The following is a 15350-nucleotide window of genomic DNA, read 5'->3' on the forward strand; positions in this document are numbered from 1 at the left end:
CCCTCCCCGTAGGAGAGGGCGCCCTTCGGCTCGCGGCCGTCCTAGCGCAGGCCCGCCCTGCGCAGGGCTTCCGCCATCGCGTCGTTCACCGGCGGGGCGGCTTCGCGCTCGCGGGGGTTGCCGCGGCGCTGTGCGGGCGCCCCCGCACCACGACGCCCGGAGCCCCGCTCGGGCCGCGGACGCCCGCCGCCACCGGAGGCGGCACCCCCGCCGGACGCGCCGGAGGGCGCCCCCGCCTCGTCGTCCAGCCGCAGCGTCAGCGAGATCCGCTTGCGCGGGATGTCGACGTCCATGACCTTGACCCGCACGATGTCGCCGGGCTTGACCACGTCCCGCGGGTCCTTCACGAACGTCCGCGACATGGCCGACACGTGCACCAGGCCGTCCTGGTGGACGCCCACGTCCACGAACGCCCCGAACGCGGCCACGTTGGTGACGACGCCCTCCAGGATCATGCCCGGCTCCAGGTCGCCGATCTTCTCGACGCCGTCCTTGAAGCTGGCCGTCCTGAAGGCGGGCCGCGGGTCGCGGCCGGGCTTCTCCAGCTCGCGCAGGATGTCGGTGACCGTCGGCAGGCCGAAGGTGTCGTCGACGAACTCCTCCGGGCGCAGGGAGCGCAGCACGGAGGTGTTGCCGACGAGGGCGGCGACCTCGCCGCCCGTGCTCTTGACCATCTTCCGGACCACCGGATACGCCTCGGGGTGGACGCTGGAGGCGTCCAGCGGGTCGTCCCCGCCGCGGATGCGCAGGAAGCCCGCGCACTGCTCGTAGGCCTTCGGGCCGAGCCGGGCCACGTCCTTCAGCGCCCGCCGGGACCGGAAGGGGCCGTTGGAGTCGCGGTGGGCGACGATGTTCTCGGCGAGGCCGGAGCTGATGCCGGAGACGCGCGCGAGCAGCGGCGCGGACGCGGTGTTCACGTCGACGCCGACGCCGTTGACGCAGTCCTCCACGACGGCGTCGAGCGAGCGGGAGAGCTTCACCTCGGACAGGTCGTGCTGGTACTGGCCGACGCCGATCGACTTGGGGTCGATCTTGACGAGCTCGGCGAGCGGGTCCTGCAGGCGCCGGGCGATCGAGACCGCGCCGCGCAGCGAGACGTCCAGCCCGGGCAGCTCCTGCGAGGCGAACGCGGAGGCGGAGTAGACCGAGGCGCCGGCCTCGGAGACCATCACCTTGGTGAGCTTCAGCTCCGGGTGACGGGAGATCAGGTCGGCCGCCAGCCGGTCCGTCTCACGGGAGGCGGTGCCGTTGCCGATGGCGACGAGCTCCACGCCGTGCTCCCGGGCGAGCCGGGCCAGCGCGGCGAGCGAGGCGTCCCACTTGTTCTGCGGGACGTGCGGGTAGATGGTCTCGGTGGCCGCGACCTTGCCCGTGGCGTCCACGACGGCGACCTTCACGCCCGTGCGGAAGCCGGGGTCGAGGCCCATCGTGGCGCGCGTGCCGGCCGGGGCGGCGAGCAGTAGGTCGCGCAGGTTCGCCGCGAAGACGCGGACGGCCTCGTCCTCGGCGGCCTGGCGCAGCCGCAGCCGCAGGTCGATCCCGAGGTGGACGAGGACGCGCGTGCGCCAGGCCCACCGCACCGTGTCGCCCAGCCACTTGTCCGCCGGCCGGCCGCGGTCCGCGACGCCGAAGCGCTGCGCGATCATCTGCTCGTACGAGCTCGGGCCCGCGGCCGCCCGGTCCGCCTCGTCCGCCGGCTCGGGGTCCAGCGTGAGGTCGAGGACCTCCTCCTTCTCGCCGCGCAGCATCGCCAGCACGCGGTGCGAGGGCAGCTCGGTGAAGGGCTCGGCGAAGTCGAAGTAGTCGGCGAACTTCGCGCCCGCCTCCTCCTTGCCCTCGCGCACCTTCGCGGCCACGCGCCCGCGCGTCCACATGCGCTCGCGGAGCTCGCCGATGAGGTCGGCGTCCTCGCCGAAGCGCTCGGTGAGGATCGCCCGCGCGCCCTCCAGAGCCGCCGCGGGGTCCGCGACGCCCTTGTCCGCGTCGACGAAGGCGGCGGCCGCGGCGAGCGGCTCGGTGCCCGGGTCCCCGAGCAGCCCCTCCGCCAGCGGCTCCAGCCCGGCCTCGCGGGCGATCTGCGCCTTCGTGCGGCGCTTGGGCTTGAAGGGCAGGTAGATGTCCTCCAGCCGGGCCTTGGAGTCGGCGGCGCGGATGCGCGCCTCCAGGGCCTCGTCCAGCTTGCCCTGGGAGCGCACGGACTCCAGGACCGCCGTGCGGCGCTCCTCCAGCTCCCGCAGGTACCGCAGCCGCTCCTCGACGGTGCGCAGCTGCGCATCGTCGAGCATCTCGGTGGCCTCCTTGCGGTAACGGGCGATGAACGGCACGGTCGAGCCGCCGTCGAGCAAGTCGACCGCGGCCTTCACCTGCCGCTCCCGCACGCCGAGCTCCTCGGCGATCCTGCCTTCGACCGACGCCCCGGGCGACGCACCAATTGCCGTCACGATCACGCTCCGCTTTCTCTTCGGGCTGCGGTCTGCATTGTGGCAGGTGCCGCCGGCACCGCGGTGCGTGAGCCTCGCGGCGGCGCCGCCGGCGGCTGCCCGGGCACGCCCGGGGGCCCTGCCGGCGGCGCGGCCCGGGGCGCCGCGTCAGGCGTTGCCGAGCAGGTCGGCGGGGAAGGCGCCCGCGAGCATGGCCGCCTTCGCGTACTCCTTGCCCAGGGCGGTCAGGCGCTCGACGCCCGCCGCTCCCAGGTGCTCGTACGGCGCGGCGTCGAGGCGGTCCGTCTCCGCCTCCAGCTCGTCGCGCAGCGCGCCTCCCGCCTCGGTCAGCTCGCCCTCCGCGTCCAGCAGCCCGCGGGCCCGCAGCCGGTCCCGTCCGGCGGCGAGCTCGTCCTCGGTCCAGCCGCGCGTGGCGACGAGCCACTTGGTGGTCATGCCGCCGCCGGTGGCGGTGTGGCTGACGAGCGCCTCGACCGGGTCCAGACCGGCCCGTACGAGCGCCATGATGTGGCCGTCCCCGCGGTGCTCGCGCAGGAGCGTGGCGGCGTGCCAGAGCGCGAGGTGCGGCGCGCCGGGCACGGGCAGGTCGGCGTGGGCGGAGTACAGCGGGCGGCCGCCGCGGCTGCAGCCCTCGGCGGCGCGCAGGGCGAGCTCGGCGGCCTCGGCCATCTCGGGGGCGGCCACGGCGTCCTCGCCGAGCAGCCTGCGGAGCGTCGCGTCGGCCGCGCGCAGACGTGCGGCGAGGGCCTCCTGCGGGGAGACGACGTCCCAGACGCCCGGGACATGACGGGCTATCAGTTCGTGCTTGGAGTTGTAGTACGCCGCGGTGACCGTCCCGGCGCCGACGCGGCCGAGCGGGGCCGTGCGCCCGGCGATGTTCGCCGCGTTGTCGTCCTCGACGCCCAGGCCCGCCATCTCCCGCAGGTAGTCGGGGGAGAAGTACACCGTCGCGTGGAGGGCGTTGAGCCACTGGTGACAGCGGCGTCCGGCGAGCTCGGGCAGGGTCCCGTTGAGTGAGGTCATGCCCGCACGCTACCGACTGGTCGGTACGGCGGGAAGTGGTCGCCGGGCACCCGCCCCGGGGTGGCAGGAAAGGTGGGGTATTCGTCATTGCGGACAAATCCGGGGGCGATCAGCATGGAGGACATGACGCACCACCGCCCGCCCGGCCGCACCGTGCTGATCGTCCTGTTCGACGACGTCCAGAGCCTCGATGTCACCGGCCCCGCCGAGGTGTTCGCCGGCGCGGCCTGCTGGAGCGGCGACCCCGCGACGTACCGCGTGCGCACCGCGACCCTCGACGGCGGCCCCGTACGGACCAGCAGCGGCCTGCGCGTCTCGCCCGACCACGCACTCCACGACGCCCCCGCCCCGCACACCCTCCTGGTGCCCGGCGGCGAGGGCACCCGCGCCCCCGACCCCCGCCTGATCGGCTGGCTGCGCGAGCACGCGCCGCGCGCCGAGCGCGTGGTGTCGGTGTGCACCGGGGCGTTCCTGCTCGCCGCGGCCGGCCTGCTGGAGGGCCGCCGCGCCACGACCCACTGGGCGTTCTGCGCCGCCCTCGCCGCGCGCTTCCCGTCCGTGCGGGTGGAGCCGGACCCCATCTACGTACGCGACGGCAACGTCGTCACCTCGGCGGGCGTCACCGCCGGCATCGACCTCGCGCTCGCCCTCGTCGAGGACGACCTGGGGCGCGAGCCGGCGCTCGCCGTCGCCCGCAACCTCGTCGTCTTCCTGCGCCGCCCCGGCAACCAGACCCAGTTCAGCGCCCCGCTCGCCGCGCAGACCGCGCGCCGCCCGCGGCTGCGCGACGTCCAGCACTGGATCGTCGAGAACCCCGGGGCCGACCTGTCCGTCGAGGCGCTCGCGGCCCGCGCCCGGCTCTCCCCGCGGCACTTCGCCCGCGCCTTCCAGAGCGAGACCGGCATGACGCCGGGCCGCTACGTCGACCGGGTGCGCCTGGAGGCCGCCCGCCGGCAGCTGGAGGACGCCCCCGACGGTGTCGAGGAGGTCTCGCGCGCCTGCGGCTACGGCACCCCCGAGGCGATGCGGCGCGCCTTCGTCCGCGCCCTCGGCACCTCGCCCGCCGAGTACCGGCGCCGCTTCCGCCCCCTGACCCCCGCCTGACCAGCCTCCGACCTATCCGACCCATCCGACCCATCCGGCACATCCGACCTGTCTGGCACATCCGACCCATCCGATCCACCGGAACGAGGACCCACCGTGCAGATCGCCTTCCTGCTCTACCCGGGCTTCACCGCCCTCGACGCCGTCGGCCCGTTCGACACCCTCGGCCCGCTCCCCGGCGCCGAGGCCGTGCTCGTCGCCGAGCGCCGGGGTCCCGTGCGCAACGACAGCGGCAGCCTGTCCCTGGTCGCCGAGGCATCCCTCGCCGAGGTCACGGCCCCCGACATCGTCGTGGTGCCCGGCGGGCCCGACCCGAGCGGCCCGATGGCGCCCGGCCCCGTCCGGGAGTGGCTGCAGGAGGTGGACCGCACCACGACGTGGACGACGTCCGTGTGCACCGGCTCCCTGGTCCTGGCCGCCGCCGGGCTGCTGACGGGCCGTCGCGCCACCTGCCACTGGCTGAACCTGGACAGGCTCGCGGCCTTCGGGGTGGAGGCGACCGGCGAACGCGTCGTCACCGACGGCAAGTACGTCACGGCCGCCGGCGTCTCCTCAGGCATCGACATGGGGCTCACGCTCGCGGGCCGGATCGCCGGCGACCGCGTCGCGCAGTCCATCCAGCTGCTCATCGAGTACGACCCCCAGCCGCCCTACGACGCGGGCTCGCCGGAGAAGGCCCCGGCCGACCTCGTCGCCGAGTGGCGGGCCGTGGACCTGGCGCAGATGCTGACGCCCCAGGGCGATTGAGAGAGCCGCGCCCCTTCAGGGGCGCGGGGAACTGCGCGACCGGCCACAGGCGGCCTGCAGCCGCGGGAAAGCTCAGCAACCGGGAACGGGAAGGCCGGTACGGGGGTCCGGCCCCCCGTCCGCGGCCCAAGCGAACCGCGGCCGCCTGCGCTCCAGGAAAGCGGCGACGCCCTCCGCGGTGTCGCCGCTGCCGCGCTCCTGCTCCGCCCAGTGCGCGATGCGGTCCGGGGCCGCGGGGCCCGCGGCGAACTCCTTCGCCGCGGCCTGCGTCAGCAGCGAGCGCGAGGCCAGCACCTGTGCGAACTCCGCCACCCGCTTCTCCAGCGCCTCCGGCGGCCACACCTCGTCCACCAGGCCCGTCCGCAGCGCTCGCGCGGCGTCGATCAACTCGCCGGAGAAGAGCAGGTACTTGGCCGCCGAGGGGCCGGTCAGCTCCACGAGCCGCCGCGTGGAGGAGGCCCCGTAGACGATCCCCAGCTTGGCCGGGGTCACCCCGAAGGAGGCGTCCTCGGCGGCGAACCGCAGGTCGCAGGCGGCCGCCAGCTGGCAGCCGCCGCCCACGCAGTGGCCGCGCACGGCCGCGAGCGTGGGCTTGGGGAAGACCGCCAGCGCCTCTTCGGCCGCGATCGCGAGCTCCCGCGAGCGCTCGGCGCCCTCGGTGAGGGCGGAGATGTCGGCGCCCGCGCAGAACGTGCCGCCCTCGCCGGTGAGCACCAGCACCCGTACGCCCGGTTCGCCGGCGCACCGCGCCAGCAGCTCGGGCAGGGCCCGCCACATGTCCGTGGTCATGGCGTTGCGCTTGGCGGGGTTGGCGATGCGGACCGTTGCGACGCCGTCGGCGACGTCCAGGTGAAGTGCGGGCTCCATGCGCCGGATGCTATCCGGGCCCGCCGGGCGCGCCGGTGGCGTCCCCCGGCGCCGGGGTGGAACGAAGAGCTCCGGATCGTTCATGGAGCGTGGAACAGGGCGGCCAGGATCAGTCGCGTCAGTGACCGTGGCATACGCACACGATCAAACTCCGTCGATAGCCGCTGATTTGTGGTCACCCCGCCGGTACGGTCCCTCACCTTCCCAACACTCGTGGTTGCGGTCGACCATGGTGAGGGGTTGGTATCGGACATGGAAATCCTCGGGAGCGTCCCGCCCGACCCGGGGCAGGCCCCGCCCCGGCGCCCGGTCGAGTTCGACGGAGCCTGGCGCTTCACCGCTCCCGCGCTGCACTCCTCCGTCCCCCGAGCGCGGCACGCCGTGCGCGACCTCCTGCGGCACCAGCGCGTGCCGCTCTGCGAGGATCTGCTGCAGGGACTGCTGCTGATCGTCTCGGAGCTGGTCACCAACGCCGTCCAGCACGCCGCACTGCTCTCGCCCGAGGTGGCCGTGGAGGTCTCCATCGGACGGCACTGGATCCGGGTGGCCGTCGAGGACGACCACCCCTACCGGCCCAAGCCCCTGGAGGCGGACGACGAGCGCATCGGCGGCCGCGGACTGCTGCTGGTCAAGACCATCTCCGACGAGGCCGGCGGCATGTGCGACGTCGAGCACACCGCGAGCGGCGGCAAGGTGGTCTGGGCCGCCCTGCCGCTCCCCGCGCCTACCAGCCCGCCGCGTCCCCGGTGACCTCGCGCACCACGGGGCGCGCCGCATCCAGCACCGTCATGAACCACGCCGAGAAGGGAAGGCGCGCCCGCAGCGCGTCCAGCTCGGCCGGGGTCACGAACGCGGTCTCCGCGATCTCCTCCGGGGCCGGGCGCGGCTCGGCCCGCACGATTCCCACGAAGAGGTGGTTGTACTCCTGCTCGACCAGGCCCGAGTCCGGGTCGGGGTGGTTGTAGCGCACGGTTCCGGCCTCGCGCATCAGCGCGGGCGCGATCCCCAGCTCCTCGCCCGTACGGCGGGCCGCCGCCACGAACGGGGGCTCACCGGGATACGGGTGACCGCAGCACGTGTTCGACCACACGCCGGGGGAGTGGTACTTCTCCAGCGCCCGCCGCTGCAGCAGCAGCCGGCCCTCGTCGTCGAAGAGGAAGACCGAGAAGGCCCGGTGCAGTCTGCCGGGGGCGATGTGGGCGGAGAGCTTCTCCGCCGTGCCGATGGTTCTGCCGTCCTCGTCGACCAGCTCCAGCATGATCGGTTCGGCTGACTCCTCCTGGGAGGGGGCAGCGGCGGTGTCGGCGGAGAGGCCATTGGCTGGTGTGATCGGCATTGACCATCCTCGTTGTCGGTCTTCGACCCTCAAGTCTGCCGTACCCGGCCGGGGCGTCAATGACAGAGCTTCGCCTCGTGCTCCGCATGGCCGCTGGGCTCCAGCTGGAAGGTGCAGTGCTCCACGTCGAAGTGCTCGCCGAGGCAGCCCTGCAGGTCGTGGAGCATTTTCTCGTGCCCGGTGGAGTCCAGGGCCAGGTGGTCGACCACGACATGGGCGGAGAGCACCGGCATTCCGGATGTGATCGTCCACACATGGAGGTCGTGCAGGTCCTGCACCCCGGGCAGCGCCATGATGTGTGACCGGATCTCGTCCATGTCGACGTTCCGGGGCGCCGCCTCCAGCAGGACGTCGAGCGCCTCCCGCAGCAGCTTGACCGTGCGCGGCACGATCATCACCGCGATCAGCAGCGAGGCGATCGGGTCCGCCTGCGTCCAGCCCGTGGCCATGATCACCAGGGCGGAGAGCACCACCGCGAGCGACCCCAGCGCGTCCGAGAGCACCTCCAGGAACGCACCGCGCACATTGAGGCTCTCCTTCTGCCCCCGCATCAGCAGCGCCAGCGAGATCCCGTTGGCGACCACGCCCACGAGACCGAAGACGACCGTCTGCCCGCCCGGCACCTCCGTCGGGTTCGCCAGCCGCTCGATCGCCTCGAAGAGGATGAAGCCGCCCACGCCGAGCAGCAGCAGGCAGTTCAGCAGCGCCGCGAGGATCTCGGCCCGGGCGTAGCCGTAGGTGCGCCGGCTCGACGCCGGGCGGTTGGCGAAGTGGATCGCCAGCAGCGCCATCGAGACGCCCACCGCGTCCGTCGCCATGTGACCCGCCTCGGCGAACAGCGCCAGCGAACCGGTCAGCGCGCTGCCGACGACGTAGGCCAGCAGCACGGTGAGCGTGATGCCCAGGGCGATCCTGAGCCGCCCCTTGTAGGCCGCGGCCGCCGTGCCGGTCGTGCCCGGCGGGGGTCCTCCGTGCGAGTGACCGTGATCGTGCCCTGCGCCCATGAAATGCCGCCTTAAGGAAACGGGTGCCCGCCCGGCCGGCTCCTGCCGTCCGGGCACCCAGTGAACTACGGGCGGGGGGTATCGGGCAACGCGGCACTGAACACCGTTGTCATGTGCTCTGACCTGCGACGATGCCCACCGCGCCGACCTGCGGCGATCACTGCCGGGCGGCCCGCGTCAGCCGCGCGGAAGAGCCTGCCGGGCCTCCGGGTGGTGCAGGCACCAGCCCTCCCACGCGGAAGCGACCATGCTGCGCACGTCGTGCGCGGGGCTCCAGCCGAGCTCCTTCGCGATCAGCTCGTTCGATGCCACGACACGCGCCGGATCACCCGGACGGCGCGGCTCCACCAGGGGCGCCGGCTCTGTGCGGCCGGTCACCTCGGCGATCAGGCCGGCCATCTCCCGCACCGAGACGCCCTCGCCCGTGCCCACGTTCAGCGTCAGGTCGCCGGGCTCGGTCCGCTCGGCCAGCCGGCGGGCCGCCGCCAGGTGCGCGGTGGCCAGGTCCTCGATGTGGATGTAGTCACGCACGCAGGTGCCGTCCGGCGTGGCGTAGTCGTCGCCGAAGATGCGCGGGGCCTCGCCCCGGGTGAGCCGGTCGAACATCATCGGGATGATGTTGAAGATCCCCGTGTCCGCGAGCTCCGGCACCGCGGCGCCCGCCACGTTGAAGTAGCGCAGGCACGCCGTGGACAGGCCGTGCGCCTTGCCGGTGGCCCGCACCAGCCACTCGCCGGCCAGCTTGGTCTCGCCGTACGGGTTGATCGGCGCGCACGGCGTGTCCTCCGTGACGAGGTCCACATCCGGCATGCCGTAGACGGCCGCGGAGGAGGAGTACACGAAGCTGCGCACCCCGGCGGCGACCGCCGCCTCCAGCAGCACGGTCAGCCCGTGCAGGTTCTCCCGGTAGTAGAGGAGCGGCTTCTCCACCGACTCCCCGACCTGCTTCTTCGCCGCCAGGTGCACCACGCCCGTCACGCCCAGCTCCGCGAACGTACGGTCGAGCAGCTCGCGGTCCAGCACCGAGCCCCGCACCAGCACGCAGCCCGCGGGCAGCCGCTCGGCCACGCCCGCGGACAGGTCGTCCAGCACGGCGACCCGCTCGCCGGCCTGCGTCATCGCCCGGGCGACGTGCGACCCGATGTATCCGGCACCGCCTGTGATCAGCCATGTCATGACCGGCACCCTAGTGCAGGCCGGGCGGACGTCCGGTTTCGTTCACCCGACCCCCGCACCCGCCGTGCGGTCCCTCACGCTCCGCCGCGGAACCACGCGTGCCGCCCGCTCGTCCTGACTGTGGCGGGGGCCCTGTCGTCGGCAGGGTGCACGTGCGGTGAACGGGGCCTTCCGGTGATCCGATAGCCTCTGCCGACGTGCCGCCCCCGCAGGGGTCGCCGGCACGACTGCCGCCCGCCGCGTCCCGCGGCCCCGGGGCGGCCATGTCAGCCGCAAGGAGTGAGTTCGTCTGTCGACCGCCATCCTCACCGGTACGCCGCCCGCCGGCTCCTCTCTTGAGGAGGACCTGCGGTCCCTCGGCTTCGACGTCCGCGTGACGGAGGACGCCGCAGGGGCGCTGGCCGCCGTCCCGGCCACCGAGCGCGTCGCTCTGGTGGACCCCGGCTTCGTGGGGCACGTGCACGCCCTGCGGCTGGCCCTGACCGACCCCCGCTTCCCGGCCGCCGCGGTCGAGGGCGCCCTGACCGCCCAGCCGGACGCGCGTGCGTCGCTGACGCACGCGCTCAGGGCGGTCACGGACACCGGCCCGGCGGACCGGGAACCTGCGTCCCCCGCCGTGGCGGGGAGCGGGCCGGCCGCCGCGAGCCTTCCCGGCGCCGTCGCCGCCCGGCTGGAAGCCGACGGCGTCGCCGTGCACCGGCCCGAGCTCGGTGTGCTCGTCGCGGCCGTGCCCGAGGGGGACGACGCGCGGGCGAAGACCCTCGCCGAGGTCGGGGCCGTCGACGACGAGGCTGTGCGCCTGCGCAACGCCGTGAAGTCCCGCGACGGGTTCTTCACCACCTTCTGCATCAGCCCGTACTCGCGCTACCTCGCGCGCTGGTGCGCCCGCCGGGGCCTCACCCCGAACCAGGTCACCACCGCGTCCCTGCTGACCGCGCTGATCGCGGCCGGCTGCGCGGCGACCGGCACCCGCGGCGGCTTCGTCGCCGCCGGCGCGCTGCTGCTGTTCTCGTTCGTCCTCGACTGCACCGACGGCCAGCTCGCCCGCTACTCCCTGCAGTACTCCACGCTCGGCGCCTGGCTCGACGCGACCTTCGACCGTGCCAAGGAGTACGCCTTCTACGCGGGCCTGGCCCTCGGAGCGTCCCGCGGCGGCGGCCACGACGACGTGTGGGCGCTCGCGCTCGGCGCGATGGTCCTCATGACCTGCCGGCACGTCGTCGACTTCGCCTTCAACGAGGCCAACCACGACGCCACGGCCAACACGAGCCCGACGGCGGCCCTCTCCGGGCGCCTCGACAGCGTCGGCTGGACCGTCTGGGTCCGCCGCATGATCGTGCTGCCCATCGGCGAGCGCTGGGCGCTGATCGCGGTCCTCACCGCGCTCACCACGCCCCGCACCGTCTTCTACGTGCTGCTGATCGGCTGCGCCTTCGCCGCCTGCTACACCACCGCGGGCCGCGTCCTGCGCTCCCTGACCCGCAAGGCCGAGCGCACGGACCGCGCCGCACAGGCGCTGGCCGACCTCGCCGACTCCGGCCCGATCGCCGAGGTCGCCGCGGGCAGCCTGGGCCGCACGGTGCCCGGCCGCGCCTACAGCGCCCCCTTCTGGGCCGTCCTCGCCGCAGCCAGCTTGCTCCTCGGCCCGCTGGTCGCCGGCAGCGGCGGCACCTGGCGGGCCGTCCTGCAGGCCGCGGTCTACGCGATCCTCGCCGGCGTCGCCGTCGCCCAGCCCCTCAAGGGCCCCCTGGACTGGCTGGTCCCCCCGGTCTTCCGGGGAGCGGAGTACGGCATCGTCCTGGGCCTCGCGGCGCAGTCCGGGGCCCCGGGGGCCCTCCCTGCGGCTTTCGGCCTGGTGGCCGCGGTCGCCTACCATCACTACGACACGGTGTACCGCATCCGCGGTGGCACCGGCGCGCCCCCGCACCGGCTGGTGCGGGCGATCGGCGGACACGAGGGTCGCGTCCTGGCGGTCACCATCGCGGCCGCCCTGTGGCACGGCCGAGGTTTCACCATCGCGCTGACGGTCCTCGCGGCCGCCATCGCCCTCGTGGTGCTCAGCGAGAGCATCCGCTTCTGGGTGTCCTCCGGGGCACCCGCAGTACACGACGAAACAGGAGAACCCGCATGATCGGCCTCGTGCTGGCCGCCGGCGCCGGACGGCGTCTGCGTCCCTACACCGACACTCTGCCCAAGGCCCTGGTGCCGGTGGATGGTGACACGACCATCCTCGACCTCACCCTGGCCAACTTCGCCGAGATCGGTCTGACCGAGGTCGCGATCATCGTGGGCTACCGCAAGGAGGCCGTGTACGCCCGCAAGGAGGCCCTGGAGGCCAAGTACGGCCTGAGCCTCACCCTGATCGACAACGACAAGGCCGAGGAGTGGAACAACGCCTACTCCCTGTGGTGCGGCCGTGACGCCCTCAAGGACGGCGTGATCCTCGCCAACGGCGACACCGTGCACCCGGTCTCCGTGGAGAAGACCCTGCTCGCCGCCCGCGGCAACGGCCAGAAGATCATCCTCGCCCTCGACACGGTGAAGCAGCTCGCCGACGAGGAGATGAAGGTCGTCGTGGACCCCGACAAGGGCGTCCAGAAGATCACCAAACTGATGGACCCGGCCGAGGCCACCGGTGAGTACATCGGTGTCACCCTGATCGAGGGCGAGGCCGCCGCCGACCTGGCCGACGCCCTCAAGGTCACCTTCGAGCGCGACCCCGACCTCTACTACGAGGACGGCTACCAGGAGCTCGTCAACCGCGGCTTCAAGGTCGACGTGGCCCCCATCGGCGACGTCCGCTGGGTCGAGATCGACAACCACGACGACCTCGCCAAGGGCCGGGAGATCGCGTGCCAGTACTGACGAGGCTCATCCCCTCGCCGGTCGTCGTCGACATCCGGGCCGGAGCCCTCAACGATCTGGCGAGCGTCCTCGCCGATCAGCGGATCTCCAGCTCCGGCAAGCTGGCCGTCGCCATCAGCGGCGGCTCCGGGGCGGTGCTGCGCGAGCGGCTCGCCCCGGCGCTGCCCGGCGCCTCGTGGTACGAGGTGGGCGGCGGCACGCTGGACGAGGCCATCAAGCTGGCCGACGCGATGAAGTCCGGCCACTACGACGCCGTGGTGGGCCTCGGCGGCGGCAAGATCATCGACTGTGCGAAGTACGCCGCCGCGCGCATCGGCCTGCCCCTGGTGGCCGTCGCGACCAACCTCTCGCACGACGGCCTGTGCTCGCCGGTCGCGACCCTGGACAACGACGCGGGCCGCGGCTCGTACGGCGTGCCCAACCCCATCGCCGTGGTCATCGACCTCGACGTCATCCGTGAGGCCCCGGTCCGCTTCGTGCGTTCCGGCATCGGCGACGCGATCTCCAACATCTCCGCCGTGGCGGACTGGGAGCTCGCCGCCCGCGAGCGCGGCGAGGACATCGACGGCCTGGCCGCCGCCATGGCCCGGCAGGCCGGCGAGGCCGTGCTGCGCCACCCCGGCGGCGTCGGCGACGACGGCTTCCTGCAGGTGCTCGCCGAGGGCCTGGTGCTCACCGGCATCGCCATGTCGGTGGCCGGCGACAGCCGCCCCGCCTCCGGCGCCTGCCACGAGATCAACCACGCCTTCGACCTGCTCTTCCCCAAGCGGGCGGCCAGCCACGGCGAGCAGTGCGGCCTCGGAGCGGCCTTCGCGATGTACCTGCGCGGTGCCCGCGAGGAGTCCGCGCTGATGGTCGAGGTGCTGCGCCGGCACGGCCTGCCCGTGCTCCCGCAGGAGATCGGCTTCAGCGCCGAGGAGTTCGTCACGGCCGTGGAGTACGCGCCGCAGACCCGCCCCGGCCGCTACACGATCCTGGAGCACCTCGCGCTCTCCACCGACCAGATCAGGGACGCTTACGCCGACTATGCCAAAACCGTCACTAGCTGAACTCCGCCCGGTCGTCCACCCCGGCGGGCTGAAGGACCGGCGCAGCGGCGAGCACTGGGCCGGGCGCCTGTACATGCGCGAGATCTCCCTGCGCTGCACCCGGGTCCTGCTGAACACCAGGCTCACGCCCAACCAGTACACGGGCCTGATGATCCTGGCCGGCATCGCGGCGGGCGCGGCCCTGGTGATCCCGGGCCTCACCGGGGCGATCCTCGGTGCGCTGCTCATCCAGCTGTACCTGCTGCTGGACTGCGTGGACGGCGAGCTCGCGCGCTGGCGCAAGGTCACCTCCACGACCGGCGTCTATCTCGACCGGGTGGGCCACTACCTCTCCGAGGCCGCCCTGCTGGTCGGTTTCGGCATCCGTGCGGCGGACGTCCTGCACAAGGACGGCGCGGCCACGCAGTGGCAGTGGGCGTTCCTGGGCACGCTGGCCGCGCTCGGCGCCATCCTGATCAAGGCGGAGACGGACCTGGTCGACGTGGCCCGCGCCCGCAGCGGCATGGCGGCCGCCGAGGACTCCGCGGCCACGCCGCGCTCCTCGGGCATGGCCCTGGCCCGCAAGGCCGCGGCCGCGCTGAAGTTCCACCGGCTGGTCGGCGGCGTCGAGGCGTCGCTGGTGATCCTGGTGGCCGGCATCGCGGACTTCGTCCACGGCGACCTGCTGTTCACCCGTGTCGCGGTGGTCCTGCTCGCCGCCGTCGCGGTGCTGCAGACTGTGCTGCACCTCGTGTCCATCCTCGCGTCGAGCAGGCTCCGATGAACGCTCCCTCCGCTCCTCCGGTCAAGGTCGGCGCGGTTGTCCTCACCATGGGCAACCGCCCCGCGGAGCTGCGCGCCCTGCTGGAGTCGGTCGCCAAGCAGGACGGCGACCCGATCGAGGTCGTCGTCGTCGGCAACGGCTCCCCGCTGCCGCCGATCGCCGTCCCCGGCCTGACCGTGCGCACCGTCGAGCTGTCGGAGAACGTCGGCATCCCGGCCGGGCGCAACGTGGGCATCGAGGCGTTCGGGCCCGCCGGGCGCGAGGCCGACATCCTGCTGTTCCTGGACGACGACGGCCTGCTGCCCGGCCAGGACACCGCCGAGCTGTGCCGGCAGGCGTTCGCCGCCGACCCGAAGCTCGGCATCATCAGCTTCCGGATCGCCGACCCCGACACCGGCGTCACCCAGCGCCGCCACGTGCCGCGGCTGCGCGCCTCCGACCCGATGCGCTCCTCGCGGGTGACCACCTTCCTCGGCGGTGCCAACGCGGTCCGCACCCGGGTCTTCGCCGAGGTCGGCGGGCTGCCGGACGAGTTCTTCTACGCGCACGAGGAGACCGACCTCGCCTGGCGGGCCCTCGACGCGGGCTGGATGATCGACTACCGCGCGGACATGGTGCTGCACCACCCGACGACGGCGCCGAGCCGCCACGCGGTCTACCACCGCATGGTCGCCCGCAACCGCGTCTGGCTCGCCCGGCGCAACCTCCCCGCCCCGCTGGTCCCGGTCTACCTGGGGGTGTGGCTGCTGCTCACCCTGGCCCGGCGGCCGTCCCTGCCCGCGCTGCGGGCCTGGTTCGGGGGCTTCAAGGAGGGCTGGACGACTCCCTGTGGTCCACGGCGCCCCATGAAGTGGCGTACCGTGTGGCGCCTGACCCGGCTGGGTCGGCCTCCCGTGATCTGACAAGCTCTTGTCTATGAGCATCGGGCGCGGTCCGGGGCGAGCCCCCGGCAGCGCACCTTGAGGACGAAAGTGT

Annotated in this window: 14 protein-coding genes; 8 read left to right on the forward strand and 6 right to left on the reverse strand. The window is 73.5% G+C overall.

All coding sequences use genetic code 11. The features are described 5' to 3' along the window. Positions 1-41: 41 nt before the first annotated feature. Together NQU55_RS06545 and NQU55_RS06550 are read right to left on the reverse strand one after the other, a co-directional pair. A complete protein-coding gene (locus NQU55_RS06545) occupies positions 42-2441 on the reverse strand; it encodes a Tex family protein (RefSeq protein ID WP_168091650.1) in 2400 nt (799 codons plus the stop codon). A gap of 147 nt (positions 2442-2588) precedes the next feature. Next, a complete protein-coding gene (locus NQU55_RS06550) occupies positions 2589-3464 on the reverse strand; it encodes an SCO6745 family protein (protein ID WP_168091649.1) in 876 nt (291 codons plus the stop codon). 123 nt (positions 3465-3587) lie between these two features. Between NQU55_RS06550 and NQU55_RS06555 the strand changes: the two genes are divergently transcribed. Both NQU55_RS06555 and NQU55_RS06560 read left to right on the forward strand, forming a co-directional pair. Continuing rightward, complete coding sequence (locus tag NQU55_RS06555) at positions 3588-4568, forward strand: GlxA family transcriptional regulator (protein WP_168091648.1); 981 nt, start codon at positions 3588-3590, stop codon at positions 4566-4568. Between the two features lie 96 nt (positions 4569-4664). Continuing rightward, a complete protein-coding gene (locus tag NQU55_RS06560; protein ID WP_168091647.1) occupies positions 4665-5315 on the forward strand; it encodes a DJ-1/PfpI family protein in 651 nt (216 codons plus the stop codon). Positions 5316-5387: 72 nt separating this feature from the next. On the opposite strand, the gene NQU55_RS06565 is transcribed toward NQU55_RS06560, so the two are convergent. After that, on the reverse strand, positions 5388-6182 hold the full coding sequence (locus tag NQU55_RS06565) for an enoyl-CoA hydratase/isomerase family protein (RefSeq protein WP_168091646.1): 795 nt from the start codon (positions 6180-6182) through the stop codon (positions 5388-5390). Between the two features lie 252 nt (positions 6183-6434). Between NQU55_RS06565 and NQU55_RS06570 the strand changes: the two genes are divergently transcribed. Beyond that, on the forward strand, positions 6435-6932 hold the full coding sequence (locus NQU55_RS06570; RefSeq protein ID WP_058042604.1) for an ATP-binding protein: 498 nt from the start codon (positions 6435-6437) through the stop codon (positions 6930-6932). On the opposite strand, the gene idi is transcribed toward NQU55_RS06570, so the two are convergent. From idi to galE, 3 genes are all read right to left on the reverse strand, one after another. After that, on the reverse strand, positions 6907-7518 hold the full coding sequence (gene idi, locus NQU55_RS06575; RefSeq protein ID WP_168091645.1) for an isopentenyl-diphosphate Delta-isomerase: 612 nt from the start codon (positions 7516-7518) through the stop codon (positions 6907-6909). The genes NQU55_RS06570 and idi overlap by 26 nt on opposite strands. A gap of 56 nt (positions 7519-7574) precedes the next feature. Next, positions 7575-8522 carry a cation diffusion facilitator family transporter gene (locus NQU55_RS06580; protein ID WP_058042606.1) on the reverse strand — a complete coding sequence of 316 codons (948 nt, stop codon included), beginning with the start codon at positions 8520-8522 and terminating at the stop codon, positions 7575-7577. Positions 8523-8699: 177 nt separating this feature from the next. Continuing rightward, positions 8700-9698, reverse strand: a complete 999-nt coding sequence (galE, locus tag NQU55_RS06585; RefSeq protein WP_168091644.1) for a UDP-glucose 4-epimerase GalE — start codon at positions 9696-9698, stop codon at positions 8700-8702. Positions 9699-9987: 289 nt separating this feature from the next. On the opposite strand from galE, the gene NQU55_RS06590 reads away from it, so the two are divergent. From NQU55_RS06590 to NQU55_RS06610, 5 genes are read left to right on the forward strand one after another with little or no spacing between them, the layout of a single operon-like run. Further along, complete coding sequence (locus NQU55_RS06590; RefSeq protein ID WP_168091663.1) at positions 9988-11829, forward strand: DUF5941 domain-containing protein; 1842 nt, start codon at positions 9988-9990, stop codon at positions 11827-11829. Continuing rightward, positions 11826-12563, forward strand: coding sequence for a phosphocholine cytidylyltransferase family protein (locus tag NQU55_RS06595; protein WP_256789999.1), 738 nt, complete (start codon positions 11826-11828; stop codon positions 12561-12563). The genes NQU55_RS06590 and NQU55_RS06595 overlap by 4 nt, the downstream gene beginning before the upstream one ends. Beyond that, positions 12551-13612, forward strand: a complete 1062-nt coding sequence (locus NQU55_RS06600; protein WP_256790000.1) for an iron-containing alcohol dehydrogenase family protein — start codon at positions 12551-12553, stop codon at positions 13610-13612. The genes NQU55_RS06595 and NQU55_RS06600 overlap by 13 nt, the downstream gene beginning before the upstream one ends. Continuing rightward, positions 13590-14375, forward strand: coding sequence for a CDP-alcohol phosphatidyltransferase family protein (locus NQU55_RS06605; protein ID WP_168093769.1), 786 nt, complete (start codon positions 13590-13592; stop codon positions 14373-14375). Before NQU55_RS06600 ends, NQU55_RS06605 begins: the two co-directional genes overlap by 23 nt. After that, the gene (locus NQU55_RS06610; RefSeq protein ID WP_168093768.1) at positions 14372-15277 is read left to right on the forward strand and encodes a glycosyltransferase family 2 protein; all 906 of its coding nucleotides are present in this window, start codon (positions 14372-14374) and stop codon (positions 15275-15277) included. The genes NQU55_RS06605 and NQU55_RS06610 overlap by 4 nt, the downstream gene beginning before the upstream one ends. Positions 15278-15350 lie beyond the last annotated feature (73 nt).

Source organism: Streptomyces telluris (assembly GCF_024519335.1).
GTDB lineage: Bacteria > Actinomycetota > Actinomycetes > Streptomycetales > Streptomycetaceae > Streptomyces > Streptomyces telluris.